Origin of the sequence: Bradyrhizobium sp. SRS-191, assembly GCF_024586915.1 — a bacterium.
GTDB lineage: Bacteria > Pseudomonadota > Alphaproteobacteria > Rhizobiales > Xanthobacteraceae > Bradyrhizobium.
Window position 1 is genome coordinate 102,511 of record NZ_JANBVS010000017.1, and the last position, 16,364, is coordinate 118,874.

Below are 16,364 nucleotides of genomic sequence, written 5' to 3' on the forward strand. Positions count from 1 at the left end.
ACCCGCATCAACCCGCAATGGCGCGAATGGTTCTCAGCAATTTTCGCGGGGCGCGGACGGCAGGAAGGGCTGCGCGCCGCCGAGCCCCTCGGGCTCAGGCCGCCCGGCCGAGCCAGGCCCGCATCTTCTGCGCCAGGCTGCGCCGGCTACGTCCGTCCGTCACGTCGCTTGCGGCTGAGGCGCTGTCCTGCGGCTCGGCCTCGGCGTCGGGCTTCGTGACGTCCTCGCTCGGCCTGCTGCCTTCGGCAGCAGTCTCAGCCGGCGCAGGCACCAGCGATTTGATCGCGGCGGCCACGGCCTCGATGCGTTCGAGATCCGCCGGCACACGCTCGGGGGCTGCAGCCTCTGGCGCGGCCACCGGCTCGGTTTGCGGCGGCAATGCCGCCTCGGCTCCGACCGGTTCGGCGGGATCCCGCTCGGGGCTCGCATCGCGCACGGGTTCACTTGCGATCTCCGGGATCGCCTCCACCATCTCGACAGCCGGCGCGATCTCGTCGACGGGCTCGACCGCGTCTGGCGGCAATGCAGGCAATTCGGACGGCACCGGCTGCGGCGCCGCCCGGCTGCGGCGCTTCTTGGCTGCCGCCGGCTTTTCGGTCGCCGGCTTTTCGACGGGGGCTTTTTCGACCCCAGCCTTTCCAATCAAGACCGTTTCAATCAACGCCCTTTCAACCGCGGCTTTGGGCTCCTGCGCCGGCTTCGCCTTCACCTTGCGGATCAGGCCGGCGAGCGCGTACGGCCCGACCGTCTCCAGGAACGTCTTCTCGTGATCGCGCGACAGGCGTTCGACCGCGGCGTCGAGCGGCAGCCAGTCGACGGCGCGGACGTCGTCCATCAGCGGTTGCGTCTGCGTGCCGGTGGCCTCCATGCGCCAGTAGTGCACGACCTTGGAGCGTGTGCCGGTTTCATGGACGAGAGTGCCGAGGAACTCGTGCACGGTCACCTTGTGACCGGTCTCCTCCAGCACCTCGCGCTTGGCCGCGTCGCGCGGCGTCTCGCCATCGTCGAGCTTGCCCTTCGGCAGCACCCATTCGTCCCGCTTGCGCAGGCGCACGACAGCGATCCGCGGCGGTTGCTCCCGCCGCAGCACAATGCCGCCTGCCGCCATGATCGGCGCTCTCGCCATCGCCTCTCCCACACCACGGGGTTGCAGCCCGTTGATTCGCCAGTTCAACGCCAGGATATGGCGACGCGCAACGGCGAAATCGAGATTGCCGTCGTGCACGTGTCACATTCAATCCGCGGCGACGCGCCTGCGCCACAGTGGCTGGCCGGCGCGGATGCGCGTGCCCTCGGTGATCCCCGGAGCGAAGGTGAAGTCGCCGGGTGCGAGCAGGATGATGGTCGAGCCATGCTCGAACCAGCCGAGCTCGTCGCCCTTCTTCACCGGGTTGTTACAGACATAGCTCAGCGGCCGTTCGGTCTGCGCATTCAACACGCGATCGAGCGCGTGCAGGCGGATGCTCGCGACCAGGATCGCGGCGACCGGGACGATCGTGAACGGCTCGCCTGACGCAAGATGGGTGCGGATCACCGCGCGCTCGTTCTTGCAGAACAGCCGCTCGACGCGCTTCAGCGCAATCGGATTGACGTTCCAGACGTCGCCATGGATCAGGCTGACATGCTCGAGCGTCATGTCATCAGGCGCGTGGAAACGGTGATACATGCTCGATGTCAGCCGGATCGTGACGAAGCTGCCGTTGCGGTGAGTCTTGACGACGGCAGGATCGGCGACCAGCTCCTTCAGAGAGTAAGGCGCGCCCTTGATCTGATACATCTCGCCGTCGCGGATCAGGCCGTGCGCGCCGATGATGCCGTCCGAGGGCGTCGTCACGACAGCGGAATCAGGATCGAACGGCCTCAAGCCGGGCTTCAGCTCACGCGTGAAGCAGGCGTGCAGGCTCTTGAACTCGGTCTCCTTGGCCTCCGAGAGATCGAGGTCGGAGAACAGCTTCCACAGTGCGATGGAGGCGTCCTTCACCAGCGGATTCTCGATTCTGGAGAACCAGCCCATGAAGCGGGTCAGCGCGGCGCGCGGCACGCGGTTGGTGAGCAGGAAATTGAGGCCTTCCTGTTGGGTGAAGGAGGCGATCAGGCTTTTGACTGTCATGAATCTGTCAGCAGGAGTGGTTAGCGCTTTTGGACATGATGGAAAACTCGATTCCTTATGTATCGCTCGCCGTTGGCGCTGCCGTGACAGCCGCCATCGCCCCGAAGGTCAAGGCCCGCATCGAATTGTCGCGCGCCAAGCACCGCTCGCTGGCCGGCCATTCCAAGATGTCCCGCCGGATCTCGAAGCTGATCCCGCGCTATGAGTTCGACATCGACGATTTCTTCCGCTCCGACGGCGCGCCCCAGGCGATCGCCACCCAGCGTCAGGACGGCTTCTTCCGGCTCGGCGCGCTGTTCCAGGAGAAATTCGCCAAGAGCCGGGCGCTGACCGCGGAGGCCGCGAGCCGCATCTCCGATTTGCAGTTCACCCAGGCCTACCGGGTGCCGTTCCAATACAGCAGGCTGGTCAAGGAGCAGCTCGGCGCCGGCTCGTTCATGCAGGCCTCGTCCGGCGTGACGATCACCGATCTCGACGGCAACCAGTTCTACGATCTCACCGGCTCCTACGGCGTCAACATCTTCGGCTACGATTTCTACAAGGAGTGCATCGCCGCCGCCGAGCGGCGCGCGCAGGCGCTCGGCCCGGTGCTCGGGCTCTATCATCCGGTCGTGGCTGACAATGTGAAGCGGCTGACCGAACTGTCGGGCATGGACGAGGTGTCGTTCCACATGTCCGGCACCGAGGCGGTCATGCAGGCGGTGCGGCTCGCCCGCTACCATACCGGCCGAAGCCATCTGGTGCGTTTCGCAGGCGCCTATCATGGCTGGTGGGGCGACGTGCAGCCCGGCGTCGGCAATCCGATCGCGCCGCATGAGACCTACACGCTGGCGGAGATGTCGGAGCGGACCCTGCACGTGCTGCGCACGCGGCGCGACATCGCCTGCGTGCTGGTCAATCCGCTGCAGGCGCTGCATCCGAACGGCAATGCGCCGGGCGATTCGGCGCTGGTCGATTCCTCGCGCAAGGGCCGTTACGACCGCGAGGCCTACACCGCGTGGCTGAAGCAGCTGCGCGAGGTGTGTACCGACTGCGGCATCGTCCTGCTGTTCGACGAGGTGTTTCTCGGCTTCCGACTCGCCCCGGGCGGCGCGCAGGAGTATTTCGGGGTCCAGGCCGATATGGTGACCTACGGCAAGAGCCTCGGCGGCGGCCTGCCGATCGGCGTTGTCTGCGGCAAGAAGGAGTATATGCGCCGCTTCCGCGACGATCGTCCCGCCGACATCTGCTTCGCCCGCGGCACCTTCAACTCGCATCCGTATGTCATGACGGCAATGGACGAGTTCCTGAGCCGGCTCGACAGCCCGAACTTCCGTGCTGTCTACAATGGCCTCGACGACACCTGGAACGGCCGCGCCGCGCAGCTCAATGCGGAGCTGACCGCCAAGGACCTGCCGGTGCGCGTCTCCAACATGCAGTCGATCTGGCTGGTCGAATACACCGTGCCGTCGCGCTACAATTGGATGCTGCAATACTATCTGCGCGCCGAAGGCCTGGCGCTGAGCTGGGTCGGCACCGGCCGCTTCATCTTCAGCCTGAACTACACCGACGCCGATTTCGCCGAAGTGACCAAGCGCATCGTCGCGGCCGCCGAGAAGATGAAGCAGGACAGCTGGTGGTGGAACGACGGCACCCTCACCAACAAGGCGATCAAGCGCCAGATCCTGAAGGAAATGCTGGGCGCGGTCATCAAGCGCTGAGGTCTGCGCCTCCCCCGCTTGCGGGGAAGTGCGCTCGTCTGTCTCACCGGCGTCATGGCCGGGCTTGTCCCGGCCATCCACGTCGTTCAGCAGCCTGGGAAAGACGTGGATGCCCGGGACAAGCCCGGGCATGACGGAGCAACTCACTGCCAGGGTTGCTCGTCGCGAGAGATCCAAACGCTCATATGCGATTGCCCTGCCCGCAAGCGGGAGAGGGAGCGCACGTCCCGCGTCGCGCACGTCTCCGTTCAACATCAGCCCTTCCCCACAAACACCGATGCCCGGGACTGGCCCGGGCATCATGCAGCTCAGATCGTCCATCCGTCTCAGGCGTGCTGCTCTTCGAGGCCTTCGTTCATCAGGTGAAGGCCCGGATCGATCAGCTCGCCGCGCAGCAGCGCCAGCGGGGCGGAGCGGTACTGCATGAAGTCGTTGAACGGGTCGGTGATGATCTTGGTCATCCACACGAGGCCGGTCTCGACGTCGCGGATGAAGAACAGCTGGATGGTGCGGAACATCAGGCCGCCGATGCCGATCACCAGCCACAGCTTGGCGGTCTCGCGGACGAAGTCCATCGCGGTCACCCAGGGCGACAGCAGGCCGAACAGCGTCGGCTGCAGATAGAGCACCACGGGAGCGGCGGCCCAGATCGACATCAGCACGACCTTGCGCTGCAGATTGTAGCCGACCTTGATCTCTTCCTTGTGCTCGTGGGTCGCCTGGTTGACGTGATCATAGCCCTTCGGCTCGAAGAAGAAGTGGCCCGCCTGGCGCGAGGTCATCGACACCAGCCAGCCGATCAGCGCCGACATCAAGGGATCGAACACCATCATGACATAGGCGATCATGAAGCTGAGCGCGCTGACGAAGTGCAGGCTCTGATTGATGCGGCTGTGGTGATAGTAGCGATGGTCGTCCCAGCGCTGGATCCGCAGCTGCTCCAGAAAGTTCTTGATCATGGTTGCTCCGAAGAATGAGTTGCAGGTCGTGTACAGGGATTCGATGTAGATCTCGTGACATCATCAAGATGTCACACGATCGGACGCAGGAGAACGTCGGAAACTATGGGAAAGGCCGCAAGCTGCGGTAGGAGGCTGCCGCGCCTCAGGCTGCGGCAGCGAGATCCATCTTGCGGAAGCGGACCAGCGAGAAGTGGCCGAGCGGCGGAATCAGGCGGCGCTCGACCAGCTCCATACGCTGCGCGCTGGCGAGCCAGCGCATGTAGCGCGACCAGCCGAACTCGGCGGTGCGGAAGCCGAGCCGGCGCACCACCGGCTGCAGCGCCTGCTCGATGACGCGGCGCAGGCCGTCATCGGCGCTGACGCGAGTCAGGATGATCAGCTCGCCGCCGGGACGCAGCACGCGGGCGAACTCGTCGAGCGCGACCTCCGGGTTCGGCACGGCGGTGACGACATATTGCGCCATCACGACGTCGAAGGAATCATCGGGGAAATCCAGGTTCTCGGCGTCCATCACCGCGAGGCCTTCGACGTTCTTCAGCCGCTGGTCTGCGACGCGGCGCATCGCCTTGCCGAGCATCGCCTCGGAGATGTCGGTGCCGAACACGCGGACATGCGGAGCATAGAGCGGCAGCGAGATGCCGGTGCCGACGCCGACCTCGAGCACGCGGCCGCCCATCTTGTTGGTGGCCGAAATCGCAGCCTTGCGGCCCTTCTCGAACACGCCGCCGAACACGAGATCGTAGATCGGCGCCCAACGATCATAGGCCTGCTCGACCTGCTCGCGATCGAAATCGAGCTCCCGCGCGCCGTCGAGCTTCATGGTTTCTGCCATCGTTACATCTCACTTGGTTTTGGAATTGATCGAGTGACGCGAAGTCTGCCGTCAGCCGCGCACGGCGCTCTGTCCGGCCAGCACCGGGGTGGGACGAAGGACGCGCGACGGCTGCAGCACGGCGAGATTACCGATGAACTGACGGGCGCTGTTCTCCCAGGAGCGGTCGAGCGCAAACGTCCGGCACGTGTCGCGGGACATCGTCAGCGCTTTCAGACACGCCGCGCGCAGATCCCGGTCGATCGCGCCGATCGGGTGATCGGCAATGACGTCGAGCGGGCCCGTCACCGGGAACGCCGCGACCGGCGTGCCGCAGGCGAGCGATTCCAGCTGCACCACGCCGAACGTGTCGGTCAGGCTCGGAAACACGAAGACATCGGCCGCCGCCATGTGCGCGGTCAGGTCCTTGCCCTTCTTCTCGCCGAGGAAATGCGCCGTCGGGAAGCGTCGCTCCAGATCCGCCTTCGCCGGACCGTCGCCGACCACGACCTTGGAGCCCGGCAGATCGAGCGACAGGAACGCCTCGAGATTCTTCTCGACCGCGACGCGGCCGACGGACAGGAAGATCGGCCGCGGCAGATCGAGCGCAGCCGGCTCATCGGGATTGAACAGCTTGGTATCGACACCGCGCGTCCAGAAGCCGAGCTTCTTGAAGCCGCGCCCTGCGAGCTCCTGCCGCAGCGAGTTGGTGGCGACCATGGTCATCGCGGCCGCATCGTGGAAGCGGCGCATCACCCAATAGCCGACCGCATCGGGAATGCCGGTGCGCACCGAGACATACTCAGGGAAGCGCGTCGTGTAGGACGTCGTGAACGGCAGGCCGTGGCGCAGGCAGTAGCGGCGCACCGCCCAGCCGATCGTGCCCTCGGTCGCGATGTGTATAGCATCCGGCGCGGCCGCCTCGATGCGGCGGGCGATCTCGCAGCCGTTGGTGACGGCGAGCCGCAGGCCCGGATAGGTCGGCACGCCGAACGACGGAAAGCCCTCCGGCGTGAGGAAGGTGATGTCGGCGCCGAGACCGGCAGCCGCCCGCGACAGCGAAGTGAGCGTGCGCACCACGCCATTGACCTGCGGGTGCCAGGCGTCGGTTGCGATTAAGATCCGCATAAGGCGATCCGGAAAGTTGCAGCGATTCTGAACAGCCGCAAATTCCGACATTGTTATTTCAGGCGTGTGACGTCATCGAACTGTCGAAGGTGTTTTTGCCTGCCGCCAGCCGTTTTCCCCGCGATCTGTGGCGTCGTCGCGCAGGCGCTGTCGTGAAACCGTCATGAAACAAACGGTTAAGCCGACGAAACCGTTTTGCCGGCAGCGCGCAAACGCACCGAAACTTTTCTCCCCTATGAGTTGCAGCATCAGGCGCCCGTTCAAGACGCCAACAACAATGATGACAGGCAGCTCATTTTCAACGGTGCCGATCGAGATCACGAACGGCACGCGTCAAATAATCAAACAGGGGACGTCCATGTTCGCCTCAGGCAAAATCCGTTCATCCTCCCATATCCTGTTCGGCGCGCTGGTTGCCGGCGCCATGATGGCCGCCACCCCGACGCAGGCCGCTTCGCCGGCGCCGCTCCCCTTCCCGTTTCTGCTGCCGCCGCCGGTCGCGACCTATGAACAGCCCGCGGCGCCGCAGATCATCAACCCGCGCGAGGACGAGGCGACGGCCTATGAGCTGCCGGCCCGCCTGCGCCGCCAGGTCGTGAGCTACGCGACCCGCGAGGCGCCCGGCACGATCGTGATCGATACGCCTAACAAGTACCTGTACTACATCACCGGCAACGGCCAGGCGATGCGCTACGGCATCGGCGTCGGCCGCGACGGCTTCACCTGGTCGGGCGTGCAGTCGGTGACCAGGAAGGCCGAATGGCCGGATTGGACGCCGCCGCCGGAGATGATCGCGCGCCAGCCTTATCTGCCGCGCCACATGGCCGGCGGCCCCGGCAATCCGCTCGGCGCCCGCGCGATGTATCTCGGCGGCACCGTCTATCGCATCCACGGCACCAACGCGCCCGAGACGATCGGCACTCATGTGTCATCCGGCTGCATCCGCCTGACCAACCAGGACGTCATCGACCTCTATTCCCGCGTCAATGTCGGCGCCAAGGTAATCGTGCTGCCGATGGAGCGCCGCGCCGATCTCGGCCGCGTCACGCGCTGAGCCCCTCTTTCTGATCCTCCCTGATTTCTGATCCTCCCTGACTGGACCGCCGTGGCGCAAAGCCCCGGCGGTCACTTCTTTGCGCGCCCTGCCCCGTTCACCTTCACGGCTGGTTGATGGCTGTCGACTTCGTTCGCTGCCCTGGCGCGCCTCCGTCCGGCCCTGTAAGCTCGGCAATCTTGTATTAACCGCGTTTTCGCCCGCGCCCGGCACGAGCCGGCATGCGGGCGGCTGGAGTCCGTGGAATCCGACATGAACCTTCCGACGCCCCGGCCGGATTGGCAGGGCAAGCCTCACCCGCTCGCCCCGAGAACGCAGCGTCCCCCGCGGCGCTCGCCGCCGCGGCTGCGGCTGATCCTGATCGGCGCGGCCGGCCTCGCGGCCGTCGTGCTCGTCGGCATCATCGCGTGGGAAGTGTTCCTGTTCTCGGGCAGCACGCCCACCCCGCAGATCGCCCAGTTGCCGCCGCTGCCGCCGGCCACGCGGAATTCGATCATGATGGCGCCGGTTTCGATCTCGCTCGGCGCGATCCGGGATGCCGCCGAGAAGGCGACCCCGCGCAATTTCTCCGGCAAGGCCGACAATCCCGTCAGCCAGATCCTGCAGAACGCCGACATCGGCTGGACGGTCAACCGCGGCGCCATCGCCGCGACCGGCAGCCAGGATACGCTGTCGCTGGCGACGCCGTTGTCAGGCCGGCTGAATGTCACGGGCTCGCTGTCCTCGAAGGCGACCGGCGCGATCGGCGATGCCCTCGGCGGCCTGCTCGGCTCCGACGCGGCCAAGCAGATCGGCGGCATCAACATCAAGAATCTGAACGCCACCGCCGACATCAAGGGCAACGTCCTGATCGCGATGCGGCCGCGTCTGGCGACCTCCTGGTATGTCGAGCCGAACTTCTCCGCCCAGGTCAATCTCGGCGACACCGCGCTCACGGTCGCCGGCGCCCGGGTCAACGTGCCGGCGCAGATGAAGCCGGTGATCGACAAGACCGTCAATGATCAGCTCGCCGCGCTCAGCGATCGGCTGCGCAAGGACCCGACGATGAAGCGCAACGCGCAGGCGCAGTGGGCCCGAGCCTGCCGCTCGGTGCCGCTCCAGGGCACCGCCCCCGGCCTGCCGGCCGTCTGGCTCGAGATCAAGCCGACGCGCGCGCTCGCGGCGCAGCCGGTCATCGACTCCAATATCGCCAGCATCACGATCGGCATCGAGGCGGAAACGAAGGTGACGGCGGCGGAGACCAAGCCGGTGTGTCCCTTCCCCGAGAAGCTCACGATCATTCCGCCGACGGCCGGCGGCATCAACATCGCGGTTCCGATCGACGTGCCCTTCACCGAGCTCAATAAGCTGGTCGACTCGCAGCTCGCGGGGAGGACTTTCCCCGAGGACGGCTCCGGCCCGGTCGCGGTCACCGTCAAGCATGCCACCGTCGTGCCCTCCGGCAACCGGCTGCTGATCTCGCTGCAGGTCAAGGGCAAGGAGAAAGAGAGCTTCTTCGGCCTCGGCGCCGATGCGACGGTGCATATCTGGGGGCGGCCGATGATCGACCAGGCGCAGCAGATCCTGCGTCTCTCCGACCTGCAGCTCGCCGTCGAATCGGATGCCGCCTTCGGCCTGCTCGGCGCCGCCGCGCGCGCCGCGGTGCCTCATCTGCAACGCGCCTTGATGGAACGATCCGTCATCGACCTCAAGCCGTTCGCCGACAACGTCCGCGACAAGATCGCCACGGCGATCGCCGAGCTGCAGAAGAACGAGAACGGCATTCGCGTCGATACCGACGTCAACAACCTAGCCCTGACCGACATCGCTTTCGATGCCACCACGCTGCGCGTGATCGCCACCGCCGAGGGCACCATGACGGTGCGCGTCAACTCGCTGCCGGCGCTGTAGACGAGCGCTTCCTTTGACCCGGCCGTTTCCGGGTCGAGTTCTCGCCATCTCCACCACTGTCATGCTTGGCGAAAGCGGGCGATGATAGTCGGGATTACATGATCCGTGTGCCAGGACTTCGCAAACGCTCGTCCAGTCCGAAGCGTTTCGCAACCGTCCCATGCGCCGGCTTGCTTTGCATGGCGCCACAAGGCGGCTAGAACTCTCCCATTAACAACAACAATCCAGGGAGAGACACATGAGACCTTCGGCGCAAGCCGCCGCTGCAGCCATCGCGCTCGCGGCCCTCTGCGGAACCGCATCTGCCCAGACGATCTCGGACGACGTCGTCAAGATCGGCGTGCTCACGGACATGTCGAGCCTCTATGCCGACGCCACCGGCAAGGGCTCGCTTGCGGCAGTGCAGATGGCCGTCGAGGATTACGGCGGCAAGGTCAAGGGCAAGAAGGTCGAGGTGGTCTCGGCCGATCACCAGAACAAGCCGGACGTCGGCGTCAACATCGCCCGCAACTGGTACGACAATGAGAAGGTCGATGCGATCTTCGACGTGCCGACCTCCTCGGTCGCGCTACCGATCTCGGCGCTGACGCGCGAGAAGAACAAGATCCACATCAATTCGGGCGGCGGCTCCTCCGACATCACCGGCACGCAGTGCTCGCCCAATACGGTGCACTGGACCTACGACACCTATGCGCTGTCCAACGTCGCCGGCAAGGCGATGGTAAAGCGCGGCGAGGACACCTGGTTCTTCATCACCGCCGACTACGCCTTCGGCCAGGCCTTGGAGCGCGATGCCGCCAACGTCGTCAAGGAGGCCGGCGGCAAGGTGCTCGGCGATGTCCGGCATCCGCTGAACTCGTCGGACTTCTCGTCCTTCGTGCTGCAGGCGCAGGCCTCCAAGGCCAAGGTCGTCGGCCTGGCGAACGCCGGCGGCGACACCCAGAACGCGCTGAAGCAGGCCGCCGAGTTCGGCCTGGCCCAGAGCGGCCAGAAGATGATCGCACTGCTGATGGAGATCACCGACGTGCATTCGCTGGGGATCAAGTCGACCTCCGGCCTGATCGTCACCGATGCGTTCTACTGGGACATGAACGACGAGACCCGCGCCTTCTCAAAACGCTTCAACGAGAGGGTCGGTCACATGCCGACCATGATCCAGGCGGGGCTCTACTCCGCGACCATGCATTACCTCAAGGCGATCGAGGCTGTTGGCACCGACGAGGCGCCGAAGGTGATGGAGCAGATGCGCGCCATGCCGGTGAACGACTTCTTCGCCAAGAACGGCAAGATCCGCATCGACGGCCGCATGGTCCACGACATGTATCTGTTCGAGGTCAAGAAGCCCGAGGAATCGAAGGGCGACTGGGACCTCTACAAGCTGATCGCCACCGTGCCCGGCGATGAAGCCTTCCGCCCGCTCGACAAGGGCGGCTGCCCGCTGGTGAAGTCGAACTGATCGAAGCCTCAACGAGGGTCCGCTCCCTCTTCCCGCTCTTGCGGGGAGAGGGTTGGGGTGAGGGGCAGCCACACGGGCAGGCTTAGTTATTAGCAGGCGTCCTTCTCAGCCGTAACGGCTCTCAGATGTCATCTGAGCTCCACGGCTCTATCGCCACAGTCATCGGCTGTGGATTCACACCACCCGTGCTGCCCCTCACCCCAGCCCTCTCCCCGTGAAGAACGGGGAGAGGGAGCGCACCGTCGCTTGGGTCGGCGGCCCTGCCTCGGTAGTCTGGTGCAGTCGAACCCACCGCAGCACCTCTCCCTCCGCCCCCGGCTTGACGTCCCCTCATGAAAGCCGCAACACGGTGCCAGACGGTGTCCAGGCCTTGCCGGGTGTTGCCCTTAGGAAACAATCCGTAACAAAAAATTTCGCAAATCGCCGCGATTCTAGGTCAATTGAAATCATGGCCCAGACACAACCCCACATCCTGGTCGTCGAGGACGACCGCGAGACGCGGACGCTGATCGCGAAATATCTGCGTAACAATGCCTGCAACGTCACCACCGCGACCGACGGCCGCGAGATGACCCGGATCATGGGTGACCACCGCATCGATCTGCTGATCCTCGACGTGATGCTGCCCGGCGAGGACGGCCTCACCCTTTGCCGCAAGCTGCGCGCGGAATCGCAGGTGCCGATCATCATGCTCACCGCACGCGGCGAGGATGTCGATCGCATTCTCGGCCTCGAGATGGGCGCCGACGACTATCTCCCGAAGCCGTTCAATCCGCGCGAGCTGCTCGCCCGCATCAATGCCGTGCTGCGCCGGCAAGCCGCGGCGATGACGGCGAGCGCCACCGAAGGCGCAAGCGCGCTGAGCTTCCTCGGCTGGAGGATCGACTTCCGCCTGCGCGAGCTGCGCAATCCCGAAGGCGCACGCGTCGCCATGACCAGCGCCGAGTTCGACCTGCTGCGCACGTTCTGCGAACGGCCGGGCCGCGTGCTGTCGCGCGACAGCCTGCTCGACCTGACGCAAGGCCGCAGCGCCGGCTCGTTCGAACGCTCGATCGACGTTCTCGTCAGCCGCATCCGCCGCAAGATCGAGCCTGATCCGCAGGAAGCGACGATGATCAAGACCGTGCGGTCCGGCGGCTATATGTTCACGCCCGTCGTCGAGGTGGTGACCGCGCCGCAGAGCCATTGACGGGCGGGGGTCGGTAGCGGTGATGACGTCGTTCGGCTTTCTCAACCTGAAGGGAATCCGCGGCCAGATCACGGCACTGGTGGCCATCTCGATCGTGGCGCTGCACGCCATCATCACGGCGACATTCCTGATCTATCGCGCCGAGCAGCCTCCAGGCGAGAACGAGGCCGGTCCTTTCCAGCTCGCCACCGTCATCCGTGTGCTCGGCCACGCTCCCGCCGACGAGCGCACGCGTCTGCTCGCCGACATCGCCCGGGCCTATCCCGAGTTCGACATCAGGCCGCAGTCCGCACCGCTGCCGCCGGAGTTGGCGATGCCGAGTCCGCCGCCGGGCAGAGACGGCCCGCCGCGCGGCGAGCCGGAGGGCGGGCGCGGGCCCGGCGGCTTTCGCGGTCTCGGCCCCGGCTACCGCGTCTTCATGCCGCCGCCCGGGTCGCCCGCACGCCGCGTGGTCTTCGCGCTGCCCGACGGTGATCTGATCTCGGCCAAGGCGCCCGACCGGCCGCACCGGCCGCCGTTCTGGGGCGCGCCGTGGATGACCACGATCCTGTTCGCGTTGATCAGCACGACGCTGCTCGGACTGTGGGCGGCCCGCGCGCTGACGTCGCCGCTGTCGAGCTTCGCCAAGGCGGCGGAGAATTTCAGCCTCGACGGCGAGGGGCCGGCGCTGCCCGAGCGCGGCCCGGAGGAGATCCGGTCGCTGGCGCGCGCGCTGAACCGGATGCGCCAACGTATCACCGCGCTGATGAACGACCGGACCAAGATGCTGGCGGCGATCAGCCATGACCTGCGAACACCGCTGACGCGCATGCGGCTGCGCTGCGAATTCGTCGAGGACGAGTTGCAGCGTAGCCGCATGCTCGCCGACCTCGATCAGATGCATGCGATGCTGGGCTCGGTGCTCTCGTTCCTCCGCAATGGCCGCAAGCTGGAGCCGATGACCTTGGTGGACATTGCGAGCATCCTTCAGCTCGTCGCCGATCAGTTCGCGGATGTCGGGCACAATGTCAGCTATGTCGGTCCGGCCCACGCCATGGCCACCGTGCGGCCCGACGATCTGATGCGCTCGGTCACCAACCTGGTGGAGAATGCCGTCAAATACGGGACCGAGACCAGCATCCGCCTGACCGTCCAAGGCCATCGGCTCACCATCGACGTCGAGGACAACGGACCCGGCATCAGCGACGCGCGCAAGCCCGACATGCTGGAGCCGTTCGTGCGGGGAGACGATGCCCGCAACATGGACGAGGCCACCGGCTTCGGCCTCGGCCTGTCGATTGCAAAGGCGATCGTGCAGGCCCATGGCGGCGAGTTGTCGCTGCACGACCGCAAGCCGAGCGGACTGATTGCGCGCATCGAGCTGCCGCTGAGCGAAACCCATCTTCGCCCTGCGGCATGACGCACGAACGCGCCCGGATGAAGCCGGGCGCGCCGTGATTGCGATACAGAGTGGCCGAGAGGCTGATTACTCCGAGTACTTGAACTCGGGCATCGACTTCAGCTGGTCCTTGGTCGCGTTTATCATCGCGTGGTCGGGATACCAGCGGCTCTTTGACGAGCTCATGGAGGACGACGACGAGGTGCCGGTGGCGGCGCCGGTCGTCGTGGTGGAGGCCGGCGGGTTGGTCGACGACGTCGTGCCCGAAGCCGGGGCGTTTGAGGCGGTGTTCGACTGGACCGGCTGATCCGAGAACTTCACCTGGTCGAACGACACGGCGACGAGGTGCTCGCCCATGCCGAGGAAGCCGCCGACGCCGATCACGACGCCCTTGACGTTGCCGGTCTTGTCGACCAGCAGGTCGTCGATCGAGCCGACATTCTCGTTGTTGTTGTTGTAGACCTTCACGCCGACCAGCTTCGAGCTGCGCCAGTCGCCCTGATAGGACGCCGCAGTGGTGTCGCTCTTGATGGTGGTGCTGGTCGTGGTGGTGGTGCTCTCGGCAGCGAAAGCCGCAGTCGCGAGCAGCAGGGAACCGGCGAGGCCGGCCGCAACAGTCTTCATCACCATGTGGTGTCTCCTCTCAGTGAATGGTGACGAGAGAACTGCAACGGCCATTCGGCGTTCCGCCGGAACCACGATTTCGTCACGCTGCGCGACAAGCGGTCTCAGTGCAGCGCGGCAGTGTTACTTTGTGACGTTTGAGGTGGATGTGTTGACGGAGCACGCAATCTGCTAACCGCGAGGACGGTTGGCTCCCTCTCCCCGTTCTTACGGGGTGAGGGGCAGCTGCACGGGAAGATTTTGTAGAGACACCTGTCCCGAAGCGCTCCAGCCTCACCAAAGGCGTTGAGATATCACCTCGAGACCAAGCATCAACCTAAAACCCCGCAGGAGGCGAACGTCCAGACGAACACGGCAGTAGCCCCGCCGTTGCAAGCGACCTGTGATGTCAATTCATGCTTGCGGACGATTTCGGATTTATTGAAGAGGCAAATCGCGCCCAGTGAAGGACCGGCGCTTCTGCTCAACAAGCAATTCCCGTGCAGCTGCCCCTCACCCCAGCCCTCTCCCCGTGAAGAACGGGGAGAGGGAGCCGACCGTCCGAGTGGCAAAGACCTCGCGGTCACCTACGCCGCCAGCGCGCCGTCCTCGTCGACGGCCTCCGCGTAGAACGCGATCGTCTCATAGCGGTAGTCGCAGAGCCGGCAGTGCCACAGATAGGCAGTGCGGCGGCCGTCCTTCTCGACCCATGAGGGCAGCGCGATCGGCTCGCTGCATTGGGCGCAGGGATTGTTGCGCGGCAGGTCCAGGACGCGCACGGCCGGTGGCGTGCTGTCGGGCCCGCGGAAGTGAATCTCGGTTGCCTTGATGTCGGTTGCCTTGATGTCGGTTACTTTGATGTCCGTCGTCGTCACGGCCATGACGCGCTCCCTCTCTGTTCAGGCTTCTTGAATGAGTCAGGCTTGCTGTCGAACTAACGAGATCGATGATAGCTGCGCGCCGACTGATTTGCACGGGCCCGGATGCCGCGCGACATCCGACCTCACGGAGTTGAGATCGGAGGCGTTTAAGTCGATTGCCGCTGATGACGAGAACCGGCGCAGCAACATGCCTCGCAGTGGTGAAGGCAGCAGTTGTCGCCGGCATGGATCCGGGACCGCCCGGAGCATTCTGCCTGATTTTTGCCACATTATCGCCCGGCGTTCGTACCAATTACGGTGTGCAAAGTGTCAACGCGTGTTTGGGGGGCTGCTCGGCACGCGCACGGTTCCCGGGGGATCCTGACACATGAAACGTCTCGTGCTGACGGCCTGCCTGGCAGGCTTTGCGATGGCTGGCCACCTGCCGTCCGTCATGGCGGCCGAAGATGCGAACACCGCTTCGGACAGCGCCAAATCGGACGGTACCAAGGCGCGGTCCGGCAAGGTCAAGCTGGCCCACGTCCGCGCCGACAGCATCAAGGAGCTGGCCGCGCGCGGCGCCGTCACCAGGACCGCGCGCGAGGTCGAGGCGATCGAGGCCGTCAGCAGCGCCGATACCGGCCAGCCGATGGATGCCAATGCCGCCGCGCCGGCCGACGATGCCATGCCGGCCGACACCGCCGCTCCGGAGCCGCGCGAGGGCGACCGCAAGGCCGCCGATGCCAAGCCCAAGCACATGAGCACCGGCCACCCGCATATCGATGCGCTGGTCGCCGTGCACGCCGCCGCCAACAACATTCCGGAAGCGCTGATCCACCGCGTGATCGTGCGCGAGAGCAAGTATCAGCCGAACCTGGTCGGCCGCTGCGGCTGCATCGGCCTGATGCAGATCAAGCTCGGCACCGCCCGCGGCCTCGGCTACACCGGCGATGCGGCCGGCCTGCACGATCCCAACACCAATCTCACCTATGGCGTGCGCTACCTCGCCGGCGCCTACCGCGCCGCCCGCGGCGATCACGACCGCGCCGTGGCCTATTTCGCCAAGGGCTATTACGAGGAGGCCAAGCGGCAGCGCGTCGCGGATGCCCGTCCCGCCGGCCGGCCGGACCGCGTGAGCGCGCCGCTCGACATCACGCCGAAGATCGCAACCTCGCGCCACGTCCGCGCGCACTGAGGCCGGTTGGTTCCTAAGCCGTCCCCGA

The 16,364-nt window shown here is 65.6% G+C and carries 15 protein-coding genes; 7 read left to right on the plus strand and 8 right to left on the minus strand.

What is annotated here, in order from left to right:
• Window positions 1-94: 94 nt before the first annotated feature.
• Complete coding sequence (locus NLR35_RS26125; protein WP_257169405.1) at window positions 95-1,126, minus strand: NUDIX domain-containing protein; 1,032 nt, start codon at window positions 1,124-1,126, stop codon at window positions 95-97.
• A 108-nt stretch (window positions 1,127-1,234) separates the two neighbouring features.
• Entirely contained in the window at window positions 1,235-2,110 is an 876-nt protein-coding gene (asd, locus tag NLR35_RS26130; RefSeq protein ID WP_257169406.1) for an archaetidylserine decarboxylase, read from the minus strand.
• Window positions 2,111-2,145: 35 nt separating this feature from the next.
• On the opposite strand from asd, the gene NLR35_RS26135 reads away from it, so the two are divergent.
• Entirely contained in the window at window positions 2,146-3,810 is a 1,665-nt protein-coding gene (locus NLR35_RS26135) for an aminotransferase class III-fold pyridoxal phosphate-dependent enzyme (RefSeq protein WP_374940863.1), read from the plus strand.
• Between the two features lie 326 nt (window positions 3,811-4,136).
• On the opposite strand, the gene NLR35_RS26140 is transcribed toward NLR35_RS26135, so the two are convergent.
• The 4 genes from NLR35_RS26140 to NLR35_RS26155 all read right to left on the minus strand — a co-directional run bounded on the left by NLR35_RS26140 (window position 4,137) and on the right by NLR35_RS26155 (window position 7,041).
• Window positions 4,137-4,769, minus strand: coding sequence for a hypothetical protein (locus NLR35_RS26140; protein WP_257169408.1), 633 nt, complete (start codon window positions 4,767-4,769; stop codon window positions 4,137-4,139).
• A gap of 145 nt (window positions 4,770-4,914) precedes the next feature.
• Window positions 4,915-5,604: a class I SAM-dependent methyltransferase gene (locus NLR35_RS26145; RefSeq protein ID WP_257169409.1), complete on the minus strand. Its 690-nt coding sequence runs from the start codon at window positions 5,602-5,604 to the stop codon at window positions 4,915-4,917.
• Between the two features lie 51 nt (window positions 5,605-5,655).
• Window positions 5,656-6,711, minus strand: a complete 1,056-nt coding sequence (locus NLR35_RS26150) for a glycosyltransferase family 1 protein (protein WP_257169410.1) — start codon at window positions 6,709-6,711, stop codon at window positions 5,656-5,658.
• A 72-nt stretch (window positions 6,712-6,783) separates the two neighbouring features.
• Window positions 6,784-7,041 (minus strand): hypothetical protein, encoded by a 258-nt coding sequence (locus NLR35_RS26155; protein ID WP_257169411.1) that lies wholly within the window; start codon window positions 7,039-7,041, stop codon window positions 6,784-6,786.
• A gap of 28 nt (window positions 7,042-7,069) precedes the next feature.
• Here NLR35_RS26155 and NLR35_RS26160 point away from each other — a divergent pair, with 28 nt between their 5' ends.
• The 5 genes from NLR35_RS26160 to NLR35_RS26180 all read left to right on the plus strand — a co-directional run bounded on the left by NLR35_RS26160 (window position 7,070) and on the right by NLR35_RS26180 (window position 13,699).
• Entirely contained in the window at window positions 7,070-7,765 is a 696-nt protein-coding gene (locus tag NLR35_RS26160) for a L,D-transpeptidase (protein WP_257169412.1), read from the plus strand.
• 252 nt (window positions 7,766-8,017) lie between these two features.
• Window positions 8,018-9,655 (plus strand): DUF4403 family protein, encoded by a 1,638-nt coding sequence (locus tag NLR35_RS26165; protein WP_257169413.1) that lies wholly within the window; start codon window positions 8,018-8,020, stop codon window positions 9,653-9,655.
• A gap of 238 nt (window positions 9,656-9,893) precedes the next feature.
• The gene (locus NLR35_RS26170) at window positions 9,894-11,111 is read left to right on the plus strand and encodes an ABC transporter substrate-binding protein (RefSeq protein WP_257169414.1); all 1,218 of its coding nucleotides are present in this window, start codon (window positions 9,894-9,896) and stop codon (window positions 11,109-11,111) included.
• Window positions 11,112-11,559: 448 nt separating this feature from the next.
• Window positions 11,560-12,300: a response regulator gene (locus tag NLR35_RS26175; RefSeq protein ID WP_257169415.1), complete on the plus strand. Its 741-nt coding sequence runs from the start codon at window positions 11,560-11,562 to the stop codon at window positions 12,298-12,300.
• Between the two features lie 22 nt (window positions 12,301-12,322).
• Window positions 12,323-13,699, plus strand: coding sequence for an ATP-binding protein (locus NLR35_RS26180; protein WP_257169465.1), 1,377 nt, complete (start codon window positions 12,323-12,325; stop codon window positions 13,697-13,699).
• Window positions 13,700-13,765: 66 nt separating this feature from the next.
• On the opposite strand, the gene NLR35_RS26185 is transcribed toward NLR35_RS26180, so the two are convergent.
• Together NLR35_RS26185 and NLR35_RS26190 are read right to left on the minus strand one after the other, a co-directional pair.
• Window positions 13,766-14,308 carry a PRC-barrel domain-containing protein gene (locus tag NLR35_RS26185; protein WP_257169416.1) on the minus strand — a complete coding sequence of 181 codons (543 nt, stop codon included), beginning with the start codon at window positions 14,306-14,308 and terminating at the stop codon, window positions 13,766-13,768.
• Between the two features lie 560 nt (window positions 14,309-14,868).
• A complete protein-coding gene (locus NLR35_RS26190) occupies window positions 14,869-15,162 on the minus strand; it encodes a hypothetical protein (RefSeq protein WP_257169417.1) in 294 nt (97 codons plus the stop codon).
• Between the two features lie 367 nt (window positions 15,163-15,529).
• Between NLR35_RS26190 and NLR35_RS26195 the strand changes: the two genes are divergently transcribed.
• On the plus strand, window positions 15,530-16,336 hold the full coding sequence (locus tag NLR35_RS26195) for a lytic transglycosylase domain-containing protein (RefSeq protein WP_257169418.1): 807 nt from the start codon (window positions 15,530-15,532) through the stop codon (window positions 16,334-16,336).
• The last annotated feature ends 28 nt before the right edge of the window (window positions 16,337-16,364 follow it).